We start from the raw sequence: 24,405 nt of genomic DNA, 5'->3' as shown, positions 1-24,405 counted from the left end.
CGTTTGTCACAGTGCTCACGCCAATACGTTACAATACTAACAATTAATGTTACTTATTTAACACCAACAATCAAGCCCTGGAAGACTCGTGGACAGTAGAAAAGCCGAGCGATTGAAGCTTATTCAACAAGCCCTGCAGGACCAGAACGCGATTCACCTGAAGGAAATGGCCGCACTGCTGGACGTTTCCGAAATGACCCTGCGCCGCGATCTCAACCACTTCAGCGATCACCTGCGGCTGTTGGGCGGCTATATCACTCGGGTCGGCAATGAAGTCGGCGATTACCGGGTGGCCGAACAGGACACGCGCCATGTGGAAGAAAAACGCCGCATCGGCAAACTCGCCGCGCAATTGATCCAGCCCGGTGACACGGTATTTTTCGACTGCGGCACCACCTCGCCCTTTGTGGTTGATTTCATCCCTGATGCCTTGGAGTTCACTGCGGTGTGCAGCTCGTTGAACGTACTGCTCAAGCTGCAGAACAAGCCCAATTGCCACATTGTGTTGTGCGGCGGCACTTTTCATCGCAAGAACCAGGTGTTTGAAAGCAGCGCCGAAAGCAGCATTCTCCACAGCGTGCGCCTGACCTGGGCCTTCGTGACCGCCGCCGGCGTCAGCCAGCAATTTGGTGTGACGTGCTTTAACTTCAATGAAGTCGAGGTCAAGCAAAAGGTCCTGCGCCAGGCTCAGCAACGCGTGTTGCTCGCCGACTTCAGCAAGTTCGACACGGTGCGCACCGCTCACTTCGCTACCCTGGAAGATTTTCAATACGTGGTCAGCGACAAGAAAATCCCCCGTGCTTATAAAGACATCATTCAGGCCAATGGCGCGCAATTGCTGGTTTAACCCAGCAATCGTTGGCGTTCCCGTGCGCTCAAATAGCCAGTGGTGACACTGAACGAAGCGCAGGCTCCGGCCGGCAGCAGACGCACATGACCTTTGGCTTTTTCCGCGTTATAGCCCTCGGGTTCGCAGGTGGACGGCAGCACGAACGCCGCCACTTGCTGGTCCGGCGTGTGCAGGATCCAGCGTGCGGCATGCTCGAATTGCTCGGGACGGTAGCGGGTGTAGAACGCCGCACCGCTGGGATGGTCCAGCAGAAAGTGCGCGTGGCCCGTGGCATCTGTGCCAACGCCGTCGAAGAAAAACACGATCTCGGGATCGTACAGTGACGGCTGTTCGAGGCAGTCCAGTTGATTGGGATGCTCGGCCAGTTGCGCCATATAGGTAGTCCAGGCCGGCGTCGGCTTGACATGGTCCGGCACGCTGGTGCGCAGGCGCTGGCGCTGCATGCCCAAGGGCTCGATGAACCGCGCGTCCGCCACATACGCGTAGTTCATATGGGCCATGTACATCAGGTCCATGGGCTTGCCGGCCAGGTTCGTCACCTGCATATCGATATCGAACAGCGCCGAATCGGCGCGCAGTGTCACGCTGGGGCACGCCCGGTAGCGATCACCGAAGCCCTTGGCATATTCATACTCACCGCCCAGGCGCACGACGCCCTCGCCCACCTCCAACCAGGCCGTGTCCATGGGTGCGCAGGGCATTTCGCCGTGCAAGGCATGGCTGTCTTCCGGCGCCGGGCAGCCGTTGCGCAGCAGGCCACTGTGAAACATGAAGCAGCCGTAGGTGTCGATAATCGTCGGGCTGGGCCGGGGTTGCTCGAACAGATTGCTCATGGTCAGGTCGCAACCGTCGAACACGGCCGACCAGATCATCTGCCCCTGATAAGGCAATACCACCAATCGACCCCGACTGTTCTCCAGGCCCACGGCCAACACGCCGGACGGATAGGTCCAGGCGCTGACCTTGAAGGCCGGCGATTGCAGGAGGATTTTCTCCCGCTCGCCAAACACCGCCGGGTACAACGGGATACGTGTACTCATGAGGCCACCGCTCCGGTCGCACCCACCGGCAAGGTGCCGGGTTGGCGCATGCACTTGAGCGCATACATTACGATCACAATGAAGCACAGCAACGGCACGCTGTAGGCCAGTTGCATGTTGCCGCCGCTGGCGTCGGACAACAGGCCCTGGAAGATCGGGATCACCCCGCCGCCGACGATGCTCATCACCAGCAATGAACCGCCGACGCCGGTGTCTTCACCCAGGCCATCGATGGTCAGGCCGTAAATGGTCGGCCAGCAAGGACCGAGGAAAATACTCACGCCGACCGCTGCATATACCGCTGAGATGTTCGGCACCAGAATGGTGTAGGCCAGCAGCACGATGCACAGCACGCCGTAGATCGCCAGGACCTTGGCGGGGTGCAGGCGGCGCATCAACAGGTTGGCGATCAGCTTGCCGACAAAGTAGGCGGCAAAGGTGGTGAGCAAAAACCACGACGCGCTGCGCTCGTTCATATTCCCCATTTGCATGGCCAGGCGAATGGTGAAACTCCACACACCCACCTGCGCGCCCACATACAGAAACTGCGCCAGGACGCCAAAGGTAAAACGCGGGTTACGCCACAGCCGTCCCAGGCTTTGACGCACGCTGACCGGTTTGCTGCCGGCGGTTTTGTTGCCCTTGCAGGCGGGAAAACGGGTGATGGCGATGAGGATAAACATCAGCACCAGCACGGCAATCATCCACTTGTAGGGCAACAGCGTGGATTGGATCATTTGCAACTGCTGCACGGCCGCCTCGGTGGCGCTCATTTGCGTCAGTTGTTCGGTGGTTGCGTCGGTTTCCTTGAACATCACGAAGCTGCCCACGTAGACCCCGGTCATGGCGCCGAATGGGTGGAAGGTCTGCGAGATGTTCAAGCGCCGGGTCCCGGTTTCCCGTGGTCCCATCAGCGTCGAGTAGGTGTTGCAGGCGGTTTCCAGGAACGACAGGCCGGCGGCGATCACAAACAGCGCCAGCAGGAACATGCCGTACTTGGCCGTGGATGCGGCGGGAAAGAACAGCAGGCAACCCAGCATGTACAGCAACAGCCCGATCAGAATCGTGCTTTTGTAGCTGAAACGCCGAACCACCATCGCGGCCGGAATCGCCACGAAAAAGTAGCCCAGGTAAAACGCCGACTGCACAAAGGCCGTCTGGAAATCACTCAGCAAAAACGCTTTCTTGAAGTGGGCGATCAGCACGTCGTTCATGCTCGCCGCCGCGGCCCACAGCGCAAAGATGCTGCACAGCAGGATAAAGGCGAACCAGGGCGTGCGGTTCAGGTAGAAACCATCGGGTGTCTGTTGCAGCGCAGGTTTGTTCATTATTGTTCTCCGGGCTGGGTTGAGGTGCTAGCGCTGTTGCTGGAAGCGATTGAACGTTTCGTTGTCGGGGTAGGAACTCTGCGTACCTAGCCCCATGACCGAGCAGGCGGAATACGCCACCGCCTGTTCCATGGCCTGACGAATATGGCGGTCGCGGTTCCAGTGGTGAATGAAACAACCGATAAAGGCATCACCGGCACCGGTGGTGTCACGGGCCTCGACCCGTATCCCCGGCACCTGGAACTCGCCCTCCTCCCCCACGTACAGCGCACCCTGTTCGCCGAGGGTGACGATCACATGGCGAATGCCGCTGGCCACCAGGCTGCGGGCGGCGGTTCGGGCCGATTCCGGCGAGTCGACGACATGGCCGCTGATCAACGCCAGTTCCGATTCGTTGGGGATCAGGAAGTCCAGTTGCGCCAGATGCTCACGGCTCAAACCGGCCAGGGCCGGCGCCGGGTTGAGCAGCACCGCGATAGCGTGACGGTGTGCGAATTCGATGGCGTGGTAGACGGTTTCCAGATTGATCTCCAACTGCAGCACGATCAGCGTGCACTCACGCAGGTCGGCGGCCGCCGCTTCAATGTCCGCCGGCGACAAATGCGCATTGGCGCCCTTGACGATCAAAATGCTGTTGTGGGAGTCGGCCCGGACAAAAATCGGCGCCACGCCGCTGGAAACCCCCGGCACGCGTTGCACGTAACGGGTGTCGATACCAAAGCGCTGGAAGTTGGCGACGGTGTTGTCGGCGAACATGTCGTCGCCGACCTTGCTCACCATCAGCACATCCGCCCCGAGCTTGGCGGCGGCCACCGCCTGGTTGGCCCCTTTGCCGCCGCAGCCCATGGCAAAACCCGGCGCTTCGAGGGTTTCGCCCTGGGCCGGCATGCGATCGATGTAGGTAATCAAATCCACCATGTTGCTGCCGATGACTGCGATCTTGCTCATTGCTATTCCACCTTGTTGCGGCACGGCCAGGCAGGTCGTGTCGCTCTTGTTTTGTTATTTAAATAACATTAGGTGTGAATATTCAATCTTTTTTTTGCGCACGCAAAAAAAACCGGCCCACTGGGGGCCGGCCGAAAAGGTGTCTGCGTTACAGACTGAACCGGTCCACCGACTGCGACAACTTGCTGGCCAGGCCGGCCAACTCATCGGTGGTCGAAGCGGTTTGACCAATAACGCGGCTGTTGTTTTCCGACATGCCGGCGATCATTTCCACCTGATGGGAGATTTCGTTGCTGGCCAGGCTCTGTTCACCGATGGTGCGCGAAATATCGTTGACCAACTCGGTGGTATTCAGGGTGGCCTGCAGAATGTCGCGGATCGCCTTCTCCACCTCAGCGGTCACGGCCATGCCTTTGTCCACCTGGGAGACGCCCTCCTCCATGCTGGTCACCGCCTCGCGGGTGTTTTGCTGGATACGCCCGACCATGCTGGCAATTTCCTGGGTCGAGGCGCTGGTGCGTCCCGCCAGGCTGCGTACCTCGTCGGCCACCACGGCAAACCCGCGTCCTTGCTCACCGGCGCGGGCGGCTTCAATCGCAGCGTTCAAGGCGAGCAGGTTGGTCTGGTCGGCGATGCCCTTGATCACCTGGATAATGCTGTAGATCGCCTCGGACTCCTTATCCAGCGTGCGGATGACCTGGGCCGACTGCTGCGCTGAACGGGCGATGCCGTCCATGTCCTTGACCACCTGGTGGATCACACGGCCGCCATCCTTGGCCAGGGCTTCCGCCTGGTTGGCCATGTCCAGGGCGCGCCCGGCGTGGCGGGTGATTTCTTCAATACTGGCGGTCATTTCACTCGCGGCCGCCGCCATGGTGCTGGCGGCGCCGCTTTGTTGCTGGCTGCTGCCGGCCACTTCATGGCAGCCCTGGCTCAAGCGCTCGCTCATGCTATTGACGCCCTGGGCGTTGCTGCGCACCACCTCGATCATGCCGCGCAGGTCGCGCTGCATGGTAGAGAGGCTGCGGATCAACAGCCCGGCTTCATCGTTGCGACGCGGCTCGACAATCGGCTCGCTCAAGTTGCCCCGTGCGATACTCGCGGCAATACGGCTGGCGGTTTGCAGCGGGCCCATGATGCTCAGGATGACCCAACGGCCCTGGGCCAGCAGCAGCAACAGGCTGGCAATCAATACTGCGCCGAGGGTGAGGTTGGCGTTGTTCAGGGAGTGGTGCGTGCTGGCGCTGGTTTTCAGAGTATGGCTTTCGATCATTTCGCTCAGGGCAGCCATCTGGTCTTCCAGTTGGCTGAAGGCGGTATTGAAGGTATTCAATTCCCCGCGAGCGGCCTCGGGGTTGTCCAGGGCCAATGCGACGATGCGTTCGCCGGCGCCGATGTAGGTGTCCAGGCTGGGTTTGATTTTTTCCAGGCTGACCTTGATCGTTTCTTCCACGGGCAGCTTGAGATTATCCCCCAGCACCTGGCGAAAATGCTCGGCATGCTCCTTCAACGAGCTGTTGACCTCGTCCTTGGTGCTGGTGCTCTTACCCAGGCCCACCAACATGGCCGACAGCACATCGGCGCGCAGGGCATCGTGCATCATGTCGGCTTCCATGTGGTTACGCAGCACGGTCATGCCAACCTCGTTGTCCTGCACCGCATTGCCCATGTGCGTGTTCCCCAAGTAGGCGGCCAGGCTCATGATCAAGGCCGTGAGCAACCCGGTCGCAATCAACAACATCAAGCGTAATTTGATCGTCATGCTGGTTTCCCCATACTTGGACTGCCGGCTGGAAGCCCAACCGCTTGCACACCGCTTCTACTGTTATCGGCAACGGTTGTCTGTTATTGAAGCCTAAGTTTGCGCAATTGCGCGAATACCTTAAGCTGACCGACCTCTGCCCTGCCCGGAACCGCTCATGTCACGCCGTATTGCCCACCTCGCCCTGCTCCTGGGCTTGATCACTGCCGTCGGCCCGTTCGCCATCGACATCTACTTGCCCGCCCTGCCCACCCTGGGCGCCAGCCTGCACGCCTCGCCGGCGGCGGTGCAGATGAGCCTCACGGTGTTCTTCGTGACCATTGGCGTGTGCCAGCTGTTCTACGGGCCGATCAGCGATGTGTTCGGGCGCAAGCCGCCGATCTATGCGGGCCTGGTGATCTTTGCCGTGGGCAGCATCGGCTGCGCGCTGGCACCGACCATCGACGTGCTCATCGGTTTTCGCGCCCTGCAGGCATTCGGCGCGTGCGCCGGGATGGTGATTCCCCGCGCGATTGTGCGCGACCTGTACACCGGCCATGAAGCCGCGCGGTTGATGGCGCTGCTGATGCTGGTAATGAGTGTTTCGCCGATCCTCGCGCCCCTGGCGGGCAGTCTGGTGATTTCGCTGTGGAGCTGGCGCGAAGTGTTTGCGGTGCTCGCCGTGGTCGCCGTGCTGTGCCTGGTGATGACCATCGTGCAACTGCCGGAAACCCACCCGGCCGAGCGCCGCCTGGGCAAGACCCTCGGCAGTGCGTTCAGCAGCTACGGGGCACTGCTGCGCGATCCGGTGTTTATCGGTTTGTCGGTGGTGTGTGGTTTTGGCCTGGCGACCTTCTTTGTGTATCTGGGCAGCGCGCCTTTTGTGTACATCGAACACTTCGGCCTGACACCCACGCAATTCAGCCTGTGCTTTGCACTGAATGCCGCCTCGTTTTTTGCCATGAGCCAACTGACCGCCCGCCTGAGCGCGCGCTTTGGCCTGGCACCGCTGATTCGCTGGTCGGTGACGGCCGTGGCCGCGGTCATGGCACTGCTGGCGATCACCACGCTGTGGGGCAGCCACCTGGCCCTGATGATGACCTTGCTGTTTATCGGTTTCGGTTTTCTCGGCTTGCTGCTGCCTGCGGCCGGCGTGCTGTCGCTGGAGGATCACGGCGCGGTGGCGGGTTCGGCCTCAGCCCTGCTCGGCGCGATCCAGATGATCATCGGCGCGGTGTCCATGACCCTGGTGGGGATTTTTGCCGACCACACGCCGGCGCCCATGTTGATCGGTATTGCGCTGTGTGCCGTGGCGGCGCTGCTCACGGTGCTGTGGACGCTGCGCCGCTTGCCCGCGCATCTGGCGAGCGCGCCGCCCTCCGCCTGAGGCGAAGCAACCACTCGTCGGGCCCGGCCGGGATTCATTACAACTATCACCGGCCGGGAAATCACTAACTCCATAGCCCCTCTGGAAACCTATGGAGACTGAAATGACTGATTATCCACGCCCGCCATTCGCCCCCCAGGCCCAGCCGGTACCGGGTACCCAGAAGAAAATGGACCCATACCCGGACTGTGGTGAACAGAGCTACACAGGCTCCGGTCGGTTGGCCAACAAGATCGCCCTGATCACCGGCGCCGACAGCGGTATCGGCCGCGCGGTGGCCATCGCCTTCGCCCGTGAAGGCGCCGATGTGGCCATCGCCTACCTGGATGAGCACGACGACGCCAAGGAAACCGCCCGCTGGGTGGAAGAAGCCGGCCGCCAGTGCCTGCTGCTGCCCGGCGACATCGCCGAGAAAGCCACCTGCCAGGCGTTGGTGGACAAGACGGTCGAACAGTTCGGCCGTATCGATGTGCTGGTCAATAACGCAGCGTTCCAGATGACCCATGAAACCCTCGAGGAAATCGAGGACGAGGAATGGGTCAGGACCTTCGATATCAACATCACCGCGATGTTTCGCATCTGCAAGGCCGCCCTGCCGCACATGCAGCCCGGCAGTTCGATCATCAACACCAGCTCGGTGAATTCGGACATGCCCAAGCCGACGCTGTTGCCCTACGCCACCACCAAGGGGGCGATCGCCAACTTCACCGGCGGCCTGGCGCAGATGCTCGGCAGCAAAGGCATTCGCGTCAACAGCGTGGCACCGGGCCCGATCTGGACACCATTGATCGTTGCGACCATGACCGACGAAGAGGTGCAGAACTTCGGCGGCCAAACCCCGCTGGGCCGTCCCGGCCAGCCGGTGGAGGTGGCGCCGATTTATGTGCTGCTTGCCTCGGATGAAGGCAGCTATATCTCCGGTTCGCGATATGCGGTGACGGGGGGTAAACCGATTCTCTAAGCGCGACCTATGCTCGTTCCCACGCTCCGCGTGGGAACGAGCGTAATCGCCCCTATAAATCAAACCGATCCACCGCCCTTCGCCGTTCATTGTCGTCACGCACGTCATAGCTGGCGGTGGTCTGGATATTGGTGTGGTGCGCCAGTTTCTGCGCAATCGACAGGTCATGCTCCTCGATTACCCGCGTGATGAACGAGCGCCGGAAGTCGTGGGGCATGATCTTTACACCGACCTGCTCACCGCGTTGGCGCGCAATGTAGTAAATCGCATGCTTGGTGATGCGCTCGCGGGTGATATGACTGCCCCGGCGGATACGGTTGAACAGAAAACTATCGTCCTGCTCGCCTTCCTTGAGCTGCTCCCGCCGAAACGCCAACCACGCCTGCAACTTGGCGAACGCCCAGTCGGGTGCGTACTTGACCAGTTCCTTGTTGCCCTTGCCGATCACCCGCAGGCTGCGTTCTTCGAAATCGATCTGTGCCAGGTCCAGGTTCACCGACTCTGACTTGCGCATGCCCGAGCCATACAGGATGCCGATTACCGCGGCATCGCGCAGGCCCTGGGGGCGCGGGTCGGCGGCGCAGGCTTCCATCATTTCGCGAATCAGCGTACGCCGCAGGTTGCGCCCCTGGCCCAGGCGCGTGCCGGAGGCTGCCTTGACCGTGCGCATTTTGAGCAGGTGCTCCTGGCTGATCAGGCTCATGCGCCAGGCTTCGTTCATCACCCCGCGTACGGCATTCACATACAGCGACGAGGTGTTCGGCGCATAGCCGTCCTCGCGCAAGGCGGCCACCAGAGCGATGACGTGCTCAGGCTGCAGCAGATGCCAGTCGATGTCTTCCAGGTTGATGTCTTCGAAGCCCAGGCGGTCGGCGGCGTCCTGCAGCACGTAGCGCATGGTCAGTTGGCTGGAGGGAGCCAGGCGGGTCAGATAAAGGGTCAGCGGGTTACGGATAGACTCAGTCACGGTAGATCAGCCTTTGGATTAAATACCTCGAACAAACCATTGTTTAATCGAGGTATTTAGTGATTGGCGAGGGCCGAGTCTAGCGCAGGACCGGCCCTGTTACCAAATCACGGGGCGGATTCTTCGTCCTCGGTGGGTTCCTGCGGCTGGGTCTGGGCCTGGCTCCAATCGGTGTCCTGCTTCTGCATCAGCGCGAACCAGTGTTGGCGCATGAAGGTGAGATAGGCCTCGGGGGCCTTGGCAAAATCCTTCTCATCGCCATAACAGCCGGGCAACGGCAACTCGGTGCCCTGCTCCTTGTATTGGCTGACCAGCGCCTGTTGGGCGGCAACGCTGCAATCCTTGGGCAACGGCATGCCGCGCAAGGCGCCGGCCTCTTCGTCCCACCAGGCAGCGCCGTAACGGTCGACGCCGCGCAGGCGGTACTTCTGCGACTTGCCCACATGCATGATCAGCTTGAATTCGTTGGGGCTCACATCGCTGGTGCAGGTGCGCGAATAACCCACCGTGGCCTGGGTGATGCCGTCGCCGGTGAGGTCGGTGACCTTGGTTGCGCCCCGATCGAAGCGCAGCGACGCGTCGAATTCGCAATGCTGTACGTCGTCATAGAGCATCCAGACACGCTTGGGGTGGGCACCGTCGATCAAGTACTGCGCCGCATACACAAACGCCGACTGGGTGCCGTCGTCATCGCGCTCGCTGACTTGCTCGGCGAGCACCAGCAGGTTCTTGCCCTGGCGGTCATCCCAGGTGTAGGCCGCGATTTGCTTGCCACGCACTTCCACGCCTTCGGGCACCTGATCGAGGCTGGTGAGCGCCACGCCGTCGTCGGCGCGCACTGTGGTGACGCACGCTACGCTCATCAACAACCCCATCAACACTGGCCGCAACTGGCCACGCAAAAGTTGCACGCTGTTCATCCCCATACCCTGGCAAGAGAGCGCTTACTTTACCGGCACTTGGGGAGCATTGCAGAGAAGATTGTTGAATAAATTCGCCGGCCGCCCATTCCCGCCAGGGTTGCACCAGGCGCCCCGCAGAGCGTCCCGGATCGCCCTCTGCCGGCCGTGGTTGATTAGCTGAACCCTAGCTGTCTGCCTGTCAAATAAACGAGTTTTTCATCTGCCTTTCATATCGGTACAACATTTTTGCGCTTAATCTTTAACCCAGTACTTCATGGCAATCCGCGTTTTGCCGACTAACCTATTGAAAGCACTGCAACTTTGTCCGGGACTTTAATCGGCCACCTAGCGTTTTGCCCCAATGTTCGCCGCTGTTTTCACGCTTCAAGTTGTCTCAGCCCCGAGGTTATGAATCTTTGAAACCCTACCCTATTCATTGTGTGTCGATCGTCATCCCGGTCTACAACGAACAAGAAAGCCTGCCTGAACTGCTGCGTCGTACCACCGCCGCCTGCAAGCAACTGGCTTACGAATACGAAATCATCCTGGTGGATGACGGTAGCCGCGACAACTCTGCGCAATTGCTCGAAGACGCCGCCGAAGAAGCCGGCAGCCACGTGGTCGCGGTGATCCTCAACCGTAACTACGGCCAGCACGCGGCGATCATGGCCGGCTTCGAGCAGTGCCGTGGCGAAGTGGTGATTACCCTGGACGCCGACCTGCAGAACCCGCCGGAAGAAATCCCGCGCCTGGTGGAACAGGCCGCACTGGGTTACGACGTGGTTGCCACCGTGCGCAACAACCGCCAGGACTCGGCCTTTCGCCGCTGGCCGTCGCGCCTGATCAACCTGGCCGTGCAACGCTCCACCGGCGTGGCCATGAGCGACTACGGCTGCATGCTGCGCGCTTACCGGCGCACCATCGTCGACGCCATGCTCGCCTGTCGCGAACGCAGCACCTTCATCCCGATCCTGGCCAACGGCTTTGCCCGCCACACCACCGAGATCCTGGTGCACCACGCCGAGCGTGAACACGGCGAGTCCAAATACAGCGCCATGCGCCTGATCAGCCTGATGTTCGACCTGCTCACCTGCATGACCACCACGCCGCTGCGCCTGCTGTCCATCGTCGGCTTCAGCCTGGCGGCTTTGGGCGTGGTGTTTGCGTTTGCGCTGATCGTGCTGCGCCTGGCCTTTGGTGCCCAATGGGCTGGAGACGGCATGTTCGTGCTGTTTGCGGTGCTGTTCGTGTTCACCGGTGGCCAGTTCATCGGCATGGGCCTGCTGGGTGAATACCTGGGGCGCATGTACAGCGATGTGCGCGCCCGCCCACGCTTCTTTATCGAAAAAGTGCTGCGCAACACCCCCGCAGCACCGGCTTCGGTGGTCGTCGTCGACGGCCTGGCCTCCTCCCATTCCTCCACTTCTTCCGATCAGGTTCAGTCATGAGTTCAAAAGCTGTTGTATTCGCGTACCACGATATTGGTTGTGCAGGCATTGAAGCCCTGCTCGGTTCGGGTTACGAAATTGCTGCCGTATTCACCCATGCCGATGACCCCAAAGAAAACAACTTCTACGGCTCCGTCGCCCAGCTGTGCGCGCGCAATGGCATCCCGGTGCACGCCCCGGAAGACGCCAACCACCCGCTGTGGGTCGAGCGCGTCGCCAAGCTCAACCCGGACTTCATTTTCTCGTTCTACTACCGCAATCTGCTGAGCGAGCCACTGTTGGCCACCGCACGCAAAGGTGCGTTCAACCTGCACGGCTCGTTGCTGCCTAAATACCGTGGTCGTGCCCCGGCCAACTGGGTGCTGGTCAACGGCGAAACCGAAACCGGCGTGACCCTGCACCGCATGGTCAAGCGTGCCGATGCCGGCGCGATCCTGGCCCAACAGAAAGTCGCCATCGAACTCAGCGACACCGGCCTGACGCTGCACGCCAAGCTGCGTGAAGCCGCCGCAAACCTGTTGCGTGATGCGTTGCCGCAGCTGAGCCAGGGCAAACTGACCGAAACCGCCCAGGACGAAACCCAGGCGACCTACTTCGGCCGCCGCACCGCGGCTGACGGCAAGCTGGACTGGAAACAACCGGCTCACACGTTGTTCAACCTGGTCCGTGCCGTGACTCAACCCTACCCGGGCGCCTTCTGCGCCGTGGGCGAGCACAAGCTGATCGTATGGCAAGCCGAGGTCGTACAGGGCAACGAAGGCCTGGCGCCGGGCCGTGTGGTCAGCGTCAACCCGCTGCGCATCGCCTGCGGTGAAGACTCCCTGGTGATCAAGTTCGGCCAGCGCAACGACAACGGCCTGTACCTGGCCGGTCCGTCGCTGGCTGACGAGCTGGGCCTGGTCGACGGCTCCGTGTTGCGCGGTGCCGAATCCGGGCGCAAGCCCCGCCGTACCCGCGTGCTGATCCTGGGCGTGAACGGTTTTATCGGCAACCACCTGTCCGAGCGCCTGCTGCGTGACGACCGTTACGAAGTCTACGGCCTGGACATCGGCTCCGACGCCATCGAGCGCCTGCGCAGCCACCCCAACTTCCATTACGTGGAAGGCGACATCAGCATCCACACCGAGTGGATCGAATACCACATCAAGAAGTGCGACGTGGTGCTGCCGCTGGTGGCCATCGCCACGCCGATCGAATACACCCGCAACCCGCTGCGTGTGTTCGAACTGGACTTCGAAGAAAACCTCAAGCTGGTGCGCTACTGCGTCAAGTACAACAAGCGCGTGATCTTCCCGTCGACTTCCGAAGTCTATGGCATGTGCCAGGACCAGTACTTCGACGAAGATACCTCCAACCTGGTGGTCGGCCCGGTCAACAAACAACGCTGGATCTATTCGGTCTCCAAGCAACTGCTGGACCGCGTGATCTGGGCCTACGGTGCCAAGGGCCTGAACTTCACCCTGTTCCGTCCCTTCAACTGGATGGGCCCGCGCCTGGACCGCCTGGACTCCGCGCGTATCGGCAGCTCCCGCGCGATCACCCAGTTGATCCTCAACCTGGTGGAAGGCACACCGATCCGCCTGTTCGACGGTGGCGAGCAAAAACGCTGCTTCACCGACATCGCCGACGGCATCGAAGCGCTGGCGCGCATCATCGATAACGACAACGATGCCTGCAACGGCCAGATCATCAATATTGGCAACCCGGAAAACGAAGCCAGCATCCGCCAGTTGGGCGAAGAGCTGCTGCGTCAGTTCGAAGCCCACCCGCTGCGCGGCAACTTCCCGCCGTTCGCCGGTTTCCGCGACGTGGAGAGCAAGGCGTTCTACGGCACCGGTTACCAGGACGTGGCGCACCGCAAGCCCAGCATCGAAAACGCCAAGCGCCTGCTGAACTGGGCGCCGACCGTGGAGATGAGCGAAACCATCGGCAACACGCTGGACTTCTTCTTGCGCGAAGCGATGTTAGAAATCGCGGATAAACGCTGATGAAGGCAGGCTTGCGCATCGACGTCGACACCTACCGAGGCACCCGTGAAGGGGTGCCCCGGCTGCTCGACACCCTGGATGAAGCGGGCGTGAAGGCGACGTTTTTCTTCAGCGTCGGGCCGGACAACATGGGGCGCCACTTGTGGCGCCTGATTCGCCCGCAGTTCCTGTGGAAAATGCTGCGCTCCAACGCCGCCGGTCTGTACGGTTGGGACATCCTGCTGGCCGGCACCGCCTGGCCAGGCAAGCCGATCGGCCGCGACCTGGGGCATTTGATGCGCCAGGCCAAGGCGGCCGGGCACGAAGTCGGCCTGCATGCCTGGGATCACCACGGCTGGCAGGCCAACACCGGGCGCTGGAGCGATGCGCAACTGGTCGAGCAGATCCGCCGTGGCGTCGACACCCTGAGCGACATCCTCGGTGAACGCGTCGACTGTTCAGCGGCCGCCGGATGGCGTGCCGATGAGCGCGTGGTGCAAGCCAAGCAAGGGTTCAATTTTCGCTACAACAGCGATTGCCGGGGCACCAGCCTGTTTCGACCGACCCTGGCCGATGGCAGCGCGGGCACCCCACAAATTCCGGTGGACCTGCCGACCTTCGACGAAGTCGTCGGGCCGGTGGTGGCCGCCAAAGACTTCAATGGCTTCATCCTCGACCGCTTTGCCGAGTCGAAGCTCAACGTCTATACGATCCACGCAGAAGTAGAAGGGATTCTGATGGCCCATGATTTTCGCCAGTTGCTCGCCCAGGCAGGGCAGCGCGGCATCGACTTCCAACCGCTGGGCGACTTGTTGCCGGCGGACCTCGCCACCCTGCCTCGGCAACAGCTGGTACGCGGCGCCTTGAGCGGCCGCGAAGGCTGGCTCGGCGTACAACAGGCATGATCCGGCGTTGGGCATTGCCCCTGCTCCTGTTGGCATTCGGCGTGTTTTATCTGCTGCCGCTGGCCACCCACGGCCTGTGGATTCCGGATGAAACCCGTTACGCGCAAATCAGCCAGGAAATGCTGCTGAGCGGCAAGTGGGCCTCGCCGCACTTCATGGGTATCCGCTATTTCGAAAAACCGGCGGCCGGTTACTGGATGATCGCGCTGGGCCAGGCGATCTTCGGGCAGAACCTGTTTGGCGTGCGTTTCGCCTCGGCCTTGAGCACCGGCTTGAGCATCCTGCTGGTGGCCCTGGTGTCGCGCCGGTTGTGGAACGACCCGCAGAAAACCCTGATCAGCAGCCTGCTGTACATGAGTTTCGTCAGCGTCGCGGCGTTGGGCGGCTATGCCAACCTCGACCCGCAGTTCACCTTCTGGGTCAACCTGACGGGCGTGGCCTTGTGGTTCTGCTTCGACAGCACCACGCGCAATGGCCGCCTGGGCGCCTGGGCGTTGCTCGGTTTTGCCTGTGCCATGGGCTTTATGACCAAGGGTTTCCTGGCGTGGTTACTGCCGGTGCTGATCGCCCTGCCCTATGCGATCTGGCAGAAGCGCTTTCGTGAGCTTGTGCTGTATGGCGTGGTGGCCGTGGTGGTAGCAATCGTCGTCAGCCTGCCATGGGCACTGGCGGTGCACCTGCAAGAACCGGATTATTGGCACTTCTTCTTCTGGCACGAGCATATCCAACGCTTTGCCGGTGACGACGCCCAGCATGCCGAGCCGTTCTGGTACTACCTGCCGTTGCTGGTCGCGTTTTGCCTGCCGTGGGTGGCGCTGCTGCCGTCCACGCTCAAGCAGGCATGGCTGGACAAGCGCAGCGCGAACGTTGGCTTTGTACTGCTGTGGCTGTTGATGCCGCTGGCGTTCTTCAGCCTGGCCAAAGGCAAATTGCCGTCCTACATCATGCCGTGCCTGCTGCCCCTGGCCTTGCTCATGGGCAACACGCTGGCGGGCAAATTGGCGGCCGGGCGTGGCCGCGTATTGCGCATCAATGGCTGGCTCAATCTGGTGATCGGCGTCGTGCTGTTGCTGGCGCTGAGCTGGTTTCAACTGAAAAAACCGGTGTATGAGCCCGGCCAGGAAACCCTCAGCCTGGTGCTGGTGTTCGTCTTTCTGTTTGGCTGGATCATCGTCAACCTGCTGCAGGCCGCTCGACCTTTGCATCTGTGGGCCGCGCCGGTGCTGGGCAGTTGGCTGATGGTTGCGCTGCTGCCGGCCGCATTGCCGCACTCGGTGGTCTACAACAAGACCCCGGATCAATTCATCATCGATCACTTGCAGGAACTGCAACCGGCCACTGCATTGCTCAGCAATGACCTCGGCGCGGCGTCGGCGCTGTCATGGCGCCTGCAACGCCCGGATGTGACGCTGTACAACACGATTGGCGAAGTGAAATACGGCCTCGCCTACCCGGATGCCGGCCATCACCAGGTGGACCTTACCCAGGTCCAGCAATGGATGAGCGACGCACGCAAAAAAGGCCCGGTCGGCGTGGTGATGCGGGTCAAGGGTGACGATGAAATCGCCGAAGTGAACCTGCTGCCGCCGGACGGCAAGCGTTATGAGCAGGGCAACATCGTGATCCTGATCTTCCCGCAGGTCGCGCCATGATCACCCTGCTGCTGTTACTCGCCGCGTGCCTGCTGACGTGCATGGGCCAGGTGTCGCAGAAGTTCGCCGTGGAAAGCTGGCGCGACCGGCCCGAGGGCTGGGCGCTGAAACTGCGTTCGCCGTGGCTGTGGATCGCGCTGATCTGCCTGGGCCTGGGCCTGCTGGTGTGGCTGCTGGTGTTACAGCGCCTGGAGGTGGGCATTGCCTACCCGATGCTTAGCCTGAATTTCGTATTGGTCACCTTGGTGGCGAGGTTTGTCTTTCATGAGCCCATCGACGCTCGGCACTGGCTGGGCGTGGCGCTGGTGATCGGCGGTGTCGTGCTGCTGGGGCGTCAGTTATGAGCCGGGTGCAAGGCTTTGCCCTGGCCCTGGGCAGTGTCGCCCTGGTGAGCGCAGCCCAACTGGGCATGCGCTGGAGCATGACGCGCCTGCCGCTGCCCAACGAATGGCTGACCGCCAGGATCGACCTCGGCGCCCTGGGCGTAGTGGCCCTGGCAATCTTCGCATATGCGCTGTCGATGCTCTGCTGGCTCGGCGCGCTCAAGCACTTGCCCCTGGGCCGTGCCTATTCACTGCTGAGCATCAGCTATGCGCTGGTGTACCTGCTGGCCGCCAGCCTGCCGGTGTTCAACGAACATTTTTCGCTGTCGAAAACCCTCGGGGTGGTGCTTGTCATCCTGGGTGTGCTGATCATCAACTCTCGTCGTGCTAGCGTTGCAAGCCCCAGGAATGCCCCATGAAAATCAGTGTATTTGGTAGTGGTTACGTCGGTCTGGTCCAGGCCACCGTCTTAGCCGAAGTCGGTCACGATGTCATCTGCATGGACGTGGATCAGAACAAGGTCAGGTTGCTGCAGCAGGGCCAGGTCAGTATCTTCGAGCCAGGGCTGGCCGCCATGGTCAAGGAGAACCTGGAAAGCGGACGGCTGCATTTCACCTTTGATGAGAAACTTGCGGTCGAGCACGGCGAAGTGTTGTTCATTGCCGTGGGTACGCCTTCGGATGAAGACGGCTCGGCAGACCTCAAGTACGTGCTGTCGGTGGGCGATGCGGTGGCCCGGCATCGGATCGACCCGGTGATCCTGGTGGAAAAATCCACCGTGCCCGTCGGCACCGGCGACACCCTGCGTGCGCATATCGAAAAAGCCCTGCGCGTGGCTGGCCGGCATCTGGATTTCGATATCGTCTCCAACCCGGAATTCCTCAAGGAAGGCTCGGCGGTGGCCGACTGCCGCCGCCCGGACCGCATCATCATCGGTTGCGAGCGCGAAGAAGTGCGCGAGGTCATGCGCGACCTGTACGCGCCGTTCAACCGCAACCATGACCGCATCATCTTCATGGACCTGCGCAGCGCCGAGCTGACCAAGTACGCCGCCAACTGCATGCTGGCCACCAAGATCAGCTTCATCAACCAGATCGCCGAACTGGCCGAGCACCTGGGCGCCGACATCGAAGCCGTGCGCCTGGGGATCGGCGCCGACTCGCGCATCGGCTACCACTTCATTTATCCCGGTTGCGGTTATGGCGGCTCGTGCTTCCCCAAGGACATGCGCGCCCTGATCCACAGCGCCAAGCAGGCCAACTGCTCCAGCGACCTGCTCGAAGCCGTGGAAGCCATCAACCAGCGTCAGAAGAGCAAGCTGTTCGATCGCATCAATGCCTTCTTCAAGGGCAACCTGCGCGGCAAGACCTTCGCCCTGTGGGGCCTGGCGTTCAAGCCCAACACCGATGACATGCGCGATGCGCCCAGCCGTGTGCTGATGGAAGCACTGTGGGCCGCCGGGGCCAATGTGCGTGCCTTCGACCCCGAAGCCATGCAGGAAACCCAGCGCATCTATGGCGACGAAGAACGCCTGATGCTGATGGGTACGCCTGAGTCCACCTTGACCGGCGCCGACGCGCTGATCGTCTGCACCGAGTGGCAGCAGTTCAAGGCTCCCGACTTCGACCTGATCCACCAGCGTCTCAAAACCCCGGTGATCTTCGATGGTCGCAACCTGTACGACGGTGACCGCCTGTCACGCAAAGGCTTCCAGTACTACCCGATTGGGCGTGGCGATTCGTGCCAGTTGCCGATTCCCCAGCAGCAGTGGCTGCCAAAGGTCGTGGAAGCCTGATACGTGAACAAAACGCAACCGTCACCGCTCACAGCCACCCTGCGCCGCCAGTCCCTTGGGTTGGGGGTGTTGGCGCTGTTGCTGTTTATCGCGGGCAGCTGGCACCAGGCAATCATTGGCTTCGACGCTCGCTTCGTGTTGTTTGCCCAAGAGATGCTGCGTCACGGGCCGGGTTTTTTCCCGACCACCTATGGCCAGCCGTACGCTGATTACCTGGCGACCTCGACGCTGATGACCTGGCTGCTGTCGGTGCCGCTGGGCGAGGTCACCAGCCTCACGGCCTGGCTGCCTACCGCCGTGGCATCGGCGACGATCGTGGTGCTGGTGTATCGCCTCACGGCGCCCTACTCCCAGCGCTGGGGCCTGCTGAGCATCGCGATATTGCTGCTCAGCAGCACCTTTATCAGCGAAACCCGTGCCGTGTCCCTGGACCAGATGCTCGCCGCCATCAGCCTGGCAGTGTTTTACCTGGGGTATGCCCATGATCACTTCGGCAAGGGCAAGCGCCTGCATTGGCTGTGCCTGCTGGTGCTCTTCGGGTTTGCGATCCGCGGGCCGATTGGTCTGGTCATTCCCACGGGCATGTTGTGCAGCTATTACCTGATCAACCGGCAGTGGCGCCAACTGTTCAGTTTCGGGCTATTGGCCCTGGCGCTGCTGGCGGCCTGTGTAGGCCTGCTGTTGCTGATGGCCAAGCTCAGCGGCGGTGAAAGCTTCATGCAGGACGTAATCCGCATGCAGTTCCTGGGGCGCATGGATGGCAGTGAAGGCTCCAGCGGCGTGCTGTATTACTTCACCAGCTCCCTGGGCAATTACGCCCTGGCGTACCCCTTGGCGGTGCTGGTTCTGGTGGCCATGGTAGTGAGTGGGCGGCGCGTGCCAGGCCCGGCGCTGCAACTGGTGTGGTACTGCGCGGCCGCGGGGCTGCTGGTGATGGTCGGCCTGTCGATTCCACAGGCCAAGAAAGCGCGGTATGTGCTGCCCATGTTGCCCATGGCGGCCATGATTGCAGCGTATCCGTTCCAGGCCACCCACGGGCGGCTGTTTGCCTGGCTGCGCAGGTTGATGCTGGCGATCTGGACCTTGTTGCCGGCGCTGCTGGTCGTCGGTTTGTTGTTGGCACGCAAGCGCTACCCAGAGCCATTGAGTGACCTTGGCTGGGTATTCGGCGTGCTCGGCGCCCTGCAGGCATTGACGCTGCTGGCGCTGTTCCTGCCGCGCGCGCGCCCCGTGGTACCGGCCTTCGTCGCCGTGCTGGCGGTGTGGGGGACCTATATCGCGGTGGTCGAGCCGTTGGAGCGCGAGGTCTACGACACCCGCACATTCACCCTGCGCGTGCATGAACAGGTGATGCAGCAGCACGCGCCGCTGGTGCTGCATGGCCTGGGTAAAGACGCCAAGGCGATCAAATACATGGTTAACCTGGACTGCGACCGGGTGCCGTTATTCACCCAGCAAGCCACCGACCTCAAACAGCTTCCGGGCCCCGCCTGGCTGGTGATGAGCCAAGCGGACTACGAAGGCTTGCAAGATCCGCGCTTTCGTTCCATTACCCCGACCCTGAGCGGTGAATTCGACAAAAACCCTTATGTGCTGTTGCACTTGCCCGCAACCGTGCAGCCATGATCCACACACGCAGAAAACTCCTACGCATTCAAGCGTAAAGGCTGCTGTCTATTCCCTTTCATACGCGCGAAACGCAGTTGTAAACTCGACGTCCACATGCGGTAAGCATTTACCGCCACTGGCCATGCATGACAGCAAGGACGCCAGGGGCCGTGTCGGTCGTCGCGGTTTACTTCATGAGAGGACAATGCAGTGCCGGATCATGTTTCAGGCAGCCTCCCTGCCCCGTTGGCCCACGATGACCTGCATCAGTGCGCGCCTAAGCTGGACCGACTGATGGCGCTACGTGACGCCCTGGTGGCTTTGAACGGGCCGCTGGCCAGCGACCCCCAACGGCGGGAGAACCTGCGCAAGCGCTTGTTAAGTGCAGAGGTCGATGACCGCGTGCTGGGCAAGCGCTGGACTCGCCCCGACATCCTTCAACCCGTTTGAATCCACTTTTTTTGTATTTAACCTTCACTAATATGCATTGGCGCTGATCAGCGTCGGCACGGCACACTGCGCTGGTTCCTCCCCCAAATGCAGGAACTTTCAAGGACTTTTCCGGGCAACCAGATGAGTCTTTTTTTTGCCCGTCGTTTATGGACTCTTCCTCGATGCTTGCTCGCTGGTTTCCCGCTGCTATCAATACCCGCCCCTCTGAATGGAGCCGCGCCGCCATCGGCATGGCCCTGGGGACGCTGTTCAGTGTCTGGCTGTGTGGTCAGGTGTTTGGCATGGAGGTGGCGCTGCACCTGCTCGGCCCGCTCGGCGCCTCTGCGGTGCTGTTGTTCGCGGTGTCATCCGGTGCCCTGGCCCAACCCTGGTCGATCATCGGCAGCTACCTGTGCGCAGGCGTGGTGGCGTTGCTGGTCGCCCGCGTGCTTGGCCGTACGTTGGGCGGTGCCTGCCTGGCGGCGGGCATGGCCGTGGTGCTGATGTGCTGGCTACGCTGCCTGCACCCACCGGCGGGTGGCCTGGCCATGACCCTGGTCCTGGCCGACCCGGCCTCCGCCGCCCTGGGCTGGCATGAGTTGGGCGCCGTATTGCTCGGTGCCGGGGCTTTGTTGACGTGCGCCCTGGCCTATAACAACGCCACGCGCACGCGCTACCCCAAGGGCGCAGCGCCGTCACCGGCAGTCATTCTGAATACCCCGAATGCCGCGCGCGATCCGGAGGTGACCGCCGCGGACCTGAAACTGGCCCTGGCCGAGATGGAACAGTTCTACGACGTGGCGCCCAATGAGCTGGAACAGTTGATCAACACCGCACAAATCCATGCGCGTCGACGCAGCATCGGTGAAGTCCTGGCCAGCCGAGTGCCTTGAGACAGCGCCGGCGCGCTGCATAAATGCAAAAACGACCTGCATGATTCCGGGTTGTACTGGGCAAATTTGCACTGGTACGATCATGAGAGAGTTCGCCCGCGAACATCTTGATAAAGAACAATAAAAGCAGGGAGTTAGAGATGACTGCTCAGGTTCCATCCGAAGCAAGCCGCGCCGATGCCCCTCAGGATGAGGTACTGGCTGACGTGCGAAACCATATCGGCCACCTCACCCTCAACCGCCCCGCTGGCCTGAACGCCATTACCCTTGAAATGGTCCGCCGCCTGACCGCGCAACTGCAGGCCTGGGCGGACGATCCACAGGTGTATGCAGTGGTGTTGCGCGGTGCCGGCGACAGAGCCTTCTGTGCCGGTGGCGACATTCGCTCGCTTTACGACAGTTTCAAAAACGGCGACACCCTGCACGAAGACTTCTTCGTCGAGGAGTACGCCCTGGACCTGGCCATCCACCATTACCGCAAGCCGGTCCTGGCGTTGATGGACGGGTTCGTCCTGGGCGGCGGCATGGGCCTGGCCCAGGGCGCGGATCTGCGCATCGTCACCGAACGCAGCCGCCTGGCGATGCCGGAGGTTGCCATCGGCTATTTTCCGGACGTGGGCGGCAGTTACTTCCTGCCGCGCATACCCGGCGAACTGGGGATTTACCTGGGCGTCACCGGGGTCCAGATACACGCCGCCGATGCCCTCTACTGCGGGCTGGCCGACTGGTTCCTGGACAGCGCCAGGCTTGCGGACCTGGACCAGAAACTCGATCGCCTGCAGTGGCACGACTCCCCGCTCAAAGACTTGCAAGGCGTACTGGCCAAACTGGCCGTGCAACAACTGCCCGACGCGCCTCTGGTGGCATTGCGTCCGGCCATCGATCATTTCTTTGCGCTGCCGGACATCCCGAGCATTGTCGAGCAATTGCAGGAAGTCACCGTTGCCGACAGCCATGAATGGGCCCTGACCACCGCCCACCTGATGCAAACCCGCTCGCCCCTGGCCATGGCCGTGACCCTGCAAATGCTGCGTCGCGGTCGCCGCCTGCCACTGGAGCAGTGCTTCGCGCTGGAATTGCACCTGGACCGCCAATGGTTCGAGCGCGGCGACCTGATCGAGGGTGTCCGAGCGCTGATCATCGATAAAGACAAGCGTCCGCGCTGGAACCCGCCAACGCTTCATGAACTGGCGGCTGCCCGTGTCGAAAGCTTCTTCCAACACTTCGAGCAGGTTGCGAGATAAGTCATGCAAGATATTGAATATACAGAAGAACAAGTAATGATCCGCGACATGGCGCGCGATTTTGCACGGGGTGAAATCGCCCCTCACGCTCAAGCCTGGGAAAAAGCCGGCTGGATCGACGACGCACTGGTGGCGAAGATGGGTGAACTGGGCCTGCTGGGCATGGTTGTGCCGGAAGAATGGGGCGGCACCTACGTCGACTACGTGGCCTATGCCCTGGCCGTGGAAGAAATCTCCGCCGGGGACGGTGCCACCGGTGCACTGATGAGTATCCATAATTCAGTCGGTTGCGGCCCGATCCTCAACTACGGCACACCCGAGCAGAAGCAAACCTGGCTGGCCGACCTTGCCAGCGGTCAGGCGATTGGCTGCTTTTGCCTGACCGAGCCTCAGGCCGGGTCCGAAGCGCATAACTTGCGCACCCGCGCCGAACTGCGTGATGGCCAATGGGTGATCAATGGCGCCAAGCAGTTTGTCAGCAATGGCAAGCGCGCCAAGTTGGCCATTGTCTTCGCGGTGACCGACCCGGCGTTGGGCAAGAAGGGTATTTCCGCGTTTTTGGTGCCCACTGACACCGCCGGGTTTGTCGTCGACCGCACCGAACACAAGATGGGCATTCGCGCCTCGGACACCTGCGCCGTCACCCTCAACCAATGCACGGTGCCCGAAGCCAACCTGCTCGGCGAACGCGGCAAGGGCCTGGCGATAGCGCTGTCCAACCTCGAAGGCGGTCGCATCGGCATCGCGGCCCAAGCCCTGGGTATCGCCCGCGCCGCGTTTGAAGCCGCGCTGGCCTACGCCCGTGACCGGGTGCAGTTCGACAAGGCGATCATCGAGCACCAAAGCGTGGCCAATCTGCTGGCCGACATGCAAACCCGCCTTAATGCCGCACGCCTGCTGATCCTGCACGCGGCGCGCCTGCGCAGTGCCGGCAAGCCTTGCCTTTCGGAAGCCTCCCAGGCCAAGCTGTTTGCCTCGGAAATGGCTGAAAAAGTCTGCTCGTCAGCGATGCAGATTCACGGCGGTTATGGGTACCTGGAGGACTACCCGGTGGAACGTTACTACCGGGATGCGCGGATCACGCAGATATACGAAGGCACCAGCGAGATTCAGCGGATGGTGATTGCCAGAGAGCTCAAGCACTACCAACTCTGACTGACACACCACAAAGCCAATGTGGGAGGGGCGGTGCAACGACGCCCCTCCCACATATGTATCTCAGTGCTTGAAAGGTCGCTTACTCGTCCTTGAACTCCGGCGCCCGCTTGGCCACGAACGCGGCCATGCCTTCCTTCTGATCCTGTGTCGCAAACGCCGCATGGAACACCCGGCGTTCAAAACGCACGCCTTCGGACAGGCTCACTTCAAACGCGCGGTTCACGCTTTCCTTGACCATCATGCTGATCGGCACCGATTTACCGGCAATCAACGTGGCGACCTTCAGCGCCTCGTCCAGCAACTCGTCGGCCGGCACGATGCGCGCCACAATTCCGCAGCGCTCCGCTTCCACCGCATCGATAAAGCGCCCGGTCAGGCACATTTCCATGGCCTTGGCCTTGCCAACCGCGCGGGTCAGGCGCTGAGTGCCGCCCATGCCCGGCAGAACGCCGAGGTTGATTTCCGGCTGGCCGAATTTGGCGCCGTCGCCGGCCAGGATAAAATCGCACATCAGCGCCAGCTCACAGCCGCCGCCCAGGGCAAAGCCGTTGACGGCGGCAATGATCGGCTTGCGGCGGTTGGCCACGCGGTCGCTGTCGCTGAACAGGTCGTCGAGGTAGATCTGCGGGTAGGTCAGCTCGGCCATTTCCTTGATGTCGGCACCGGCGGCAAACGCTTTTTTCGAGCCGGTCAGCACGATGCAGCCGATTTGCGGATCAGCTTCCAGGCCGTCCAGCGCCTGGTTCAACTCGCTCACCAACTGCGCGTTCAGCGCGTTGAGGGCTTGCGGACGATTAAGGGTAATCAGCCCGACACGGCCCTGGACTTCGAGCAAAATCGTTTCGTAACTCATCTA

At 61.6% G+C, this 24,405-nt stretch carries 22 protein-coding genes and 1 pseudogene; 15 read left to right on the top strand and 8 right to left on the bottom strand.

Going from position 1 to position 24,405, the window contains the following annotated elements:
• The first annotated feature begins 88 nt into the window (after window positions 1-88).
• Window positions 89-847, top strand: a complete 759-nt coding sequence (gene deoR, locus PSH66_RS15340) for a DNA-binding transcriptional repressor DeoR (protein ID WP_305427118.1) — start codon at window positions 89-91, stop codon at window positions 845-847.
• Here the strand turns inward: deoR and PSH66_RS15335 are convergent.
• The 5 genes and pseudogenes from PSH66_RS15335 to PSH66_RS30175 form a co-directional block, all read right to left on the bottom strand.
• Window positions 844-1,890 (bottom strand): aldose 1-epimerase family protein, encoded by a 1,047-nt coding sequence (locus PSH66_RS15335; RefSeq protein WP_305427117.1) that lies wholly within the window; start codon window positions 1,888-1,890, stop codon window positions 844-846. The genes deoR and PSH66_RS15335 overlap by 4 nt on opposite strands.
• Window positions 1,887-3,218: an L-fucose:H+ symporter permease gene (gene fucP, locus PSH66_RS15330; RefSeq protein ID WP_003173892.1), complete on the bottom strand. Its 1,332-nt coding sequence runs from the start codon at window positions 3,216-3,218 to the stop codon at window positions 1,887-1,889. Before fucP ends, PSH66_RS15335 begins: the two co-directional genes overlap by 4 nt.
• A 27-nt stretch (window positions 3,219-3,245) precedes the next feature.
• Window positions 3,246-4,166, bottom strand: coding sequence for a ribokinase (gene rbsK / locus PSH66_RS15325; RefSeq protein WP_305427116.1), 921 nt, complete (start codon window positions 4,164-4,166; stop codon window positions 3,246-3,248).
• A gap of 148 nt (window positions 4,167-4,314) precedes the next feature.
• On the bottom strand, window positions 4,315-5,019 hold the full coding sequence (locus tag PSH66_RS30180) for a methyl-accepting chemotaxis protein (RefSeq protein WP_370694854.1): 705 nt from the start codon (window positions 5,017-5,019) through the stop codon (window positions 4,315-4,317).
• Window positions 5,020-5,220: 201 nt separating this feature from the next.
• Window positions 5,221-5,301: pseudogene (locus tag PSH66_RS30175) on the bottom strand (hypothetical protein); the annotation flags it as partial.
• A gap of 784 nt (window positions 5,302-6,085) precedes the next feature.
• Here PSH66_RS30175 and PSH66_RS15315 point away from each other — a divergent pair.
• On the top strand, window positions 6,086-7,294 hold the full coding sequence (locus PSH66_RS15315; RefSeq protein WP_305427113.1) for a multidrug effflux MFS transporter: 1,209 nt from the start codon (window positions 6,086-6,088) through the stop codon (window positions 7,292-7,294).
• Window positions 7,295-7,397: 103 nt separating this feature from the next.
• A complete protein-coding gene (locus PSH66_RS15310) occupies window positions 7,398-8,255 on the top strand; it encodes an SDR family oxidoreductase (RefSeq protein WP_305427112.1) in 858 nt (285 codons plus the stop codon).
• 52 nt (window positions 8,256-8,307) lie between these two features.
• Here PSH66_RS15310 and xerC read toward each other — a convergent pair whose 3' ends face one another.
• The gene (gene xerC / locus PSH66_RS15305; RefSeq protein ID WP_205489760.1) at window positions 8,308-9,222 is read right to left on the bottom strand and encodes a tyrosine recombinase XerC; all 915 of its coding nucleotides are present in this window, start codon (window positions 9,220-9,222) and stop codon (window positions 8,308-8,310) included.
• A 107-nt stretch (window positions 9,223-9,329) separates the two neighbouring features.
• Complete coding sequence (locus PSH66_RS15300; RefSeq protein ID WP_003173886.1) at window positions 9,330-10,142, bottom strand: M949_RS01915 family surface polysaccharide biosynthesis protein; 813 nt, start codon at window positions 10,140-10,142, stop codon at window positions 9,330-9,332.
• 398 nt (window positions 10,143-10,540) lie between these two features.
• Here PSH66_RS15300 and arnC point away from each other — a divergent pair, with 398 nt between their 5' ends.
• The 12 genes from arnC (at window position 10,541) to PSH66_RS15240 (ending at window position 23,546) form a co-directional block, all read left to right on the top strand.
• Entirely contained in the window at window positions 10,541-11,572 is a 1,032-nt protein-coding gene (arnC, locus tag PSH66_RS15295) for an undecaprenyl-phosphate 4-deoxy-4-formamido-L-arabinose transferase (RefSeq protein ID WP_305427111.1), read from the top strand.
• Window positions 11,569-13,560, top strand: a complete 1,992-nt coding sequence (gene arnA, locus PSH66_RS15290) for a bifunctional UDP-4-amino-4-deoxy-L-arabinose formyltransferase/UDP-glucuronic acid oxidase ArnA (RefSeq protein WP_003173884.1) — start codon at window positions 11,569-11,571, stop codon at window positions 13,558-13,560. Before arnC ends, arnA begins: the two co-directional genes overlap by 4 nt.
• Window positions 13,560-14,444, top strand: a complete 885-nt coding sequence (arnD, locus tag PSH66_RS15285) for a 4-deoxy-4-formamido-L-arabinose-phosphoundecaprenol deformylase (protein WP_003173883.1) — start codon at window positions 13,560-13,562, stop codon at window positions 14,442-14,444. The genes arnA and arnD overlap by 1 nt, the downstream gene beginning before the upstream one ends.
• Window positions 14,441-16,096, top strand: a complete 1,656-nt coding sequence (arnT, locus tag PSH66_RS15280) for a lipid IV(A) 4-amino-4-deoxy-L-arabinosyltransferase (protein WP_305427110.1) — start codon at window positions 14,441-14,443, stop codon at window positions 16,094-16,096. Before arnD ends, arnT begins: the two co-directional genes overlap by 4 nt.
• A complete protein-coding gene (arnE, locus tag PSH66_RS15275) occupies window positions 16,093-16,440 on the top strand; it encodes a 4-amino-4-deoxy-L-arabinose-phosphoundecaprenol flippase subunit ArnE (RefSeq protein ID WP_305427109.1) in 348 nt (115 codons plus the stop codon). The genes arnT and arnE overlap by 4 nt, the downstream gene beginning before the upstream one ends.
• Window positions 16,437-16,838: a 4-amino-4-deoxy-L-arabinose-phosphoundecaprenol flippase subunit ArnF gene (gene arnF / locus PSH66_RS15270; RefSeq protein WP_305427108.1), complete on the top strand. Its 402-nt coding sequence runs from the start codon at window positions 16,437-16,439 to the stop codon at window positions 16,836-16,838. Before arnE ends, arnF begins: the two co-directional genes overlap by 4 nt.
• Complete coding sequence (locus PSH66_RS15265; RefSeq protein ID WP_305427107.1) at window positions 16,835-18,214, top strand: UDP-glucose/GDP-mannose dehydrogenase family protein; 1,380 nt, start codon at window positions 16,835-16,837, stop codon at window positions 18,212-18,214. Before arnF ends, PSH66_RS15265 begins: the two co-directional genes overlap by 4 nt.
• Window positions 18,215-18,217: 3 nt before the next feature.
• Entirely contained in the window at window positions 18,218-19,840 is a 1,623-nt protein-coding gene (locus PSH66_RS15260) for a glycosyltransferase family 39 protein (RefSeq protein ID WP_305427106.1), read from the top strand.
• A 276-nt stretch (window positions 19,841-20,116) separates the two neighbouring features.
• Window positions 20,117-20,272 carry a hypothetical protein gene (locus PSH66_RS15255; protein ID WP_181408603.1) on the top strand — a complete coding sequence of 52 codons (156 nt, stop codon included), beginning with the start codon at window positions 20,117-20,119 and terminating at the stop codon, window positions 20,270-20,272.
• 164 nt (window positions 20,273-20,436) lie between these two features.
• Entirely contained in the window at window positions 20,437-21,147 is a 711-nt protein-coding gene (locus PSH66_RS15250; protein ID WP_042944665.1) for an HPP family protein, read from the top strand.
• Between the two features lie 140 nt (window positions 21,148-21,287).
• Window positions 21,288-22,391, top strand: a complete 1,104-nt coding sequence (locus tag PSH66_RS15245) for an enoyl-CoA hydratase/isomerase family protein (protein WP_003173875.1) — start codon at window positions 21,288-21,290, stop codon at window positions 22,389-22,391.
• Between the two features lie 3 nt (window positions 22,392-22,394).
• The gene (locus tag PSH66_RS15240) at window positions 22,395-23,546 is read left to right on the top strand and encodes an acyl-CoA dehydrogenase family protein (protein WP_003173874.1); all 1,152 of its coding nucleotides are present in this window, start codon (window positions 22,395-22,397) and stop codon (window positions 23,544-23,546) included.
• Window positions 23,547-23,628: 82 nt separating this feature from the next.
• Here the strand turns inward: PSH66_RS15240 and PSH66_RS15235 are convergent, their stop codons facing one another.
• Window positions 23,629-24,402, bottom strand: a complete 774-nt coding sequence (locus PSH66_RS15235; RefSeq protein WP_003173873.1) for an enoyl-CoA hydratase — start codon at window positions 24,400-24,402, stop codon at window positions 23,629-23,631.
• Window positions 24,403-24,405: the final 3 nt, after the last annotated feature.

The organism is Pseudomonas sp. FP597 (assembly GCF_030687435.1).
Taxonomy (GTDB): Bacteria; Pseudomonadota; Gammaproteobacteria; order Pseudomonadales; family Pseudomonadaceae; genus Aquipseudomonas; species Aquipseudomonas lactucae.
This window is presented reverse-complemented; position numbering and strand designations above follow the sequence as displayed.

What these genes read in the sequence shown, in the direction of transcription:
- fucP (WP_003173892.1), bottom strand. Translation starts at nt 3,218, where the DNA reads ATGAACAAACCTGCGCTGCAACAGACACCCGATGGTTTCTACCTGAAC.
- PSH66_RS15235 (WP_003173873.1), bottom strand. Translation starts at nt 24,402, where the DNA reads ATGAGTTACGAAACGATTTTGCTCGAAGTCCAGGGCCGTGTCGGGCTG.
- PSH66_RS15250 (WP_042944665.1), top strand. Translation starts at nt 20,437, where the DNA reads ATGCTTGCTCGCTGGTTTCCCGCTGCTATCAATACCCGCCCCTCTGAA.
- PSH66_RS15335 (WP_305427117.1), bottom strand. Translation starts at nt 1,890, where the DNA reads ATGAGTACACGTATCCCGTTGTACCCGGCGGTGTTTGGCGAGCGGGAG.
- PSH66_RS30180 (WP_370694854.1), bottom strand. Translation starts at nt 5,019, where the DNA reads ATGACCGCCAGTATTGAAGAAATCACCCGCCACGCCGGGCGCGCCCTG.
- arnF (WP_305427108.1), top strand. Translation starts at nt 16,437, where the DNA reads ATGAGCCGGGTGCAAGGCTTTGCCCTGGCCCTGGGCAGTGTCGCCCTG.
- arnD (WP_003173883.1), top strand. Translation starts at nt 13,560, where the DNA reads ATGAAGGCAGGCTTGCGCATCGACGTCGACACCTACCGAGGCACCCGT.
- PSH66_RS15310 (WP_305427112.1), top strand. Translation starts at nt 7,398, where the DNA reads ATGACTGATTATCCACGCCCGCCATTCGCCCCCCAGGCCCAGCCGGTA.
- arnA (WP_003173884.1), top strand. Translation starts at nt 11,569, where the DNA reads ATGAGTTCAAAAGCTGTTGTATTCGCGTACCACGATATTGGTTGTGCA.
- PSH66_RS15300 (WP_003173886.1), bottom strand. Translation starts at nt 10,142, where the DNA reads ATGAACAGCGTGCAACTTTTGCGTGGCCAGTTGCGGCCAGTGTTGATG.
- PSH66_RS15245 (WP_003173875.1), top strand. Translation starts at nt 21,288, where the DNA reads ATGACTGCTCAGGTTCCATCCGAAGCAAGCCGCGCCGATGCCCCTCAG.
- PSH66_RS15255 (WP_181408603.1), top strand. Translation starts at nt 20,117, where the DNA reads ATGGCGCTACGTGACGCCCTGGTGGCTTTGAACGGGCCGCTGGCCAGC.
- PSH66_RS15240 (WP_003173874.1), top strand. Translation starts at nt 22,395, where the DNA reads ATGCAAGATATTGAATATACAGAAGAACAAGTAATGATCCGCGACATG.
- PSH66_RS15315 (WP_305427113.1), top strand. Translation starts at nt 6,086, where the DNA reads ATGTCACGCCGTATTGCCCACCTCGCCCTGCTCCTGGGCTTGATCACT.
- arnT (WP_305427110.1), top strand. Translation starts at nt 14,441, where the DNA reads ATGATCCGGCGTTGGGCATTGCCCCTGCTCCTGTTGGCATTCGGCGTG.
- rbsK (WP_305427116.1), bottom strand. Translation starts at nt 4,166, where the DNA reads ATGAGCAAGATCGCAGTCATCGGCAGCAACATGGTGGATTTGATTACC.
- arnE (WP_305427109.1), top strand. Translation starts at nt 16,093, where the DNA reads ATGATCACCCTGCTGCTGTTACTCGCCGCGTGCCTGCTGACGTGCATG.
- PSH66_RS15265 (WP_305427107.1), top strand. Translation starts at nt 16,835, where the DNA reads ATGAAAATCAGTGTATTTGGTAGTGGTTACGTCGGTCTGGTCCAGGCC.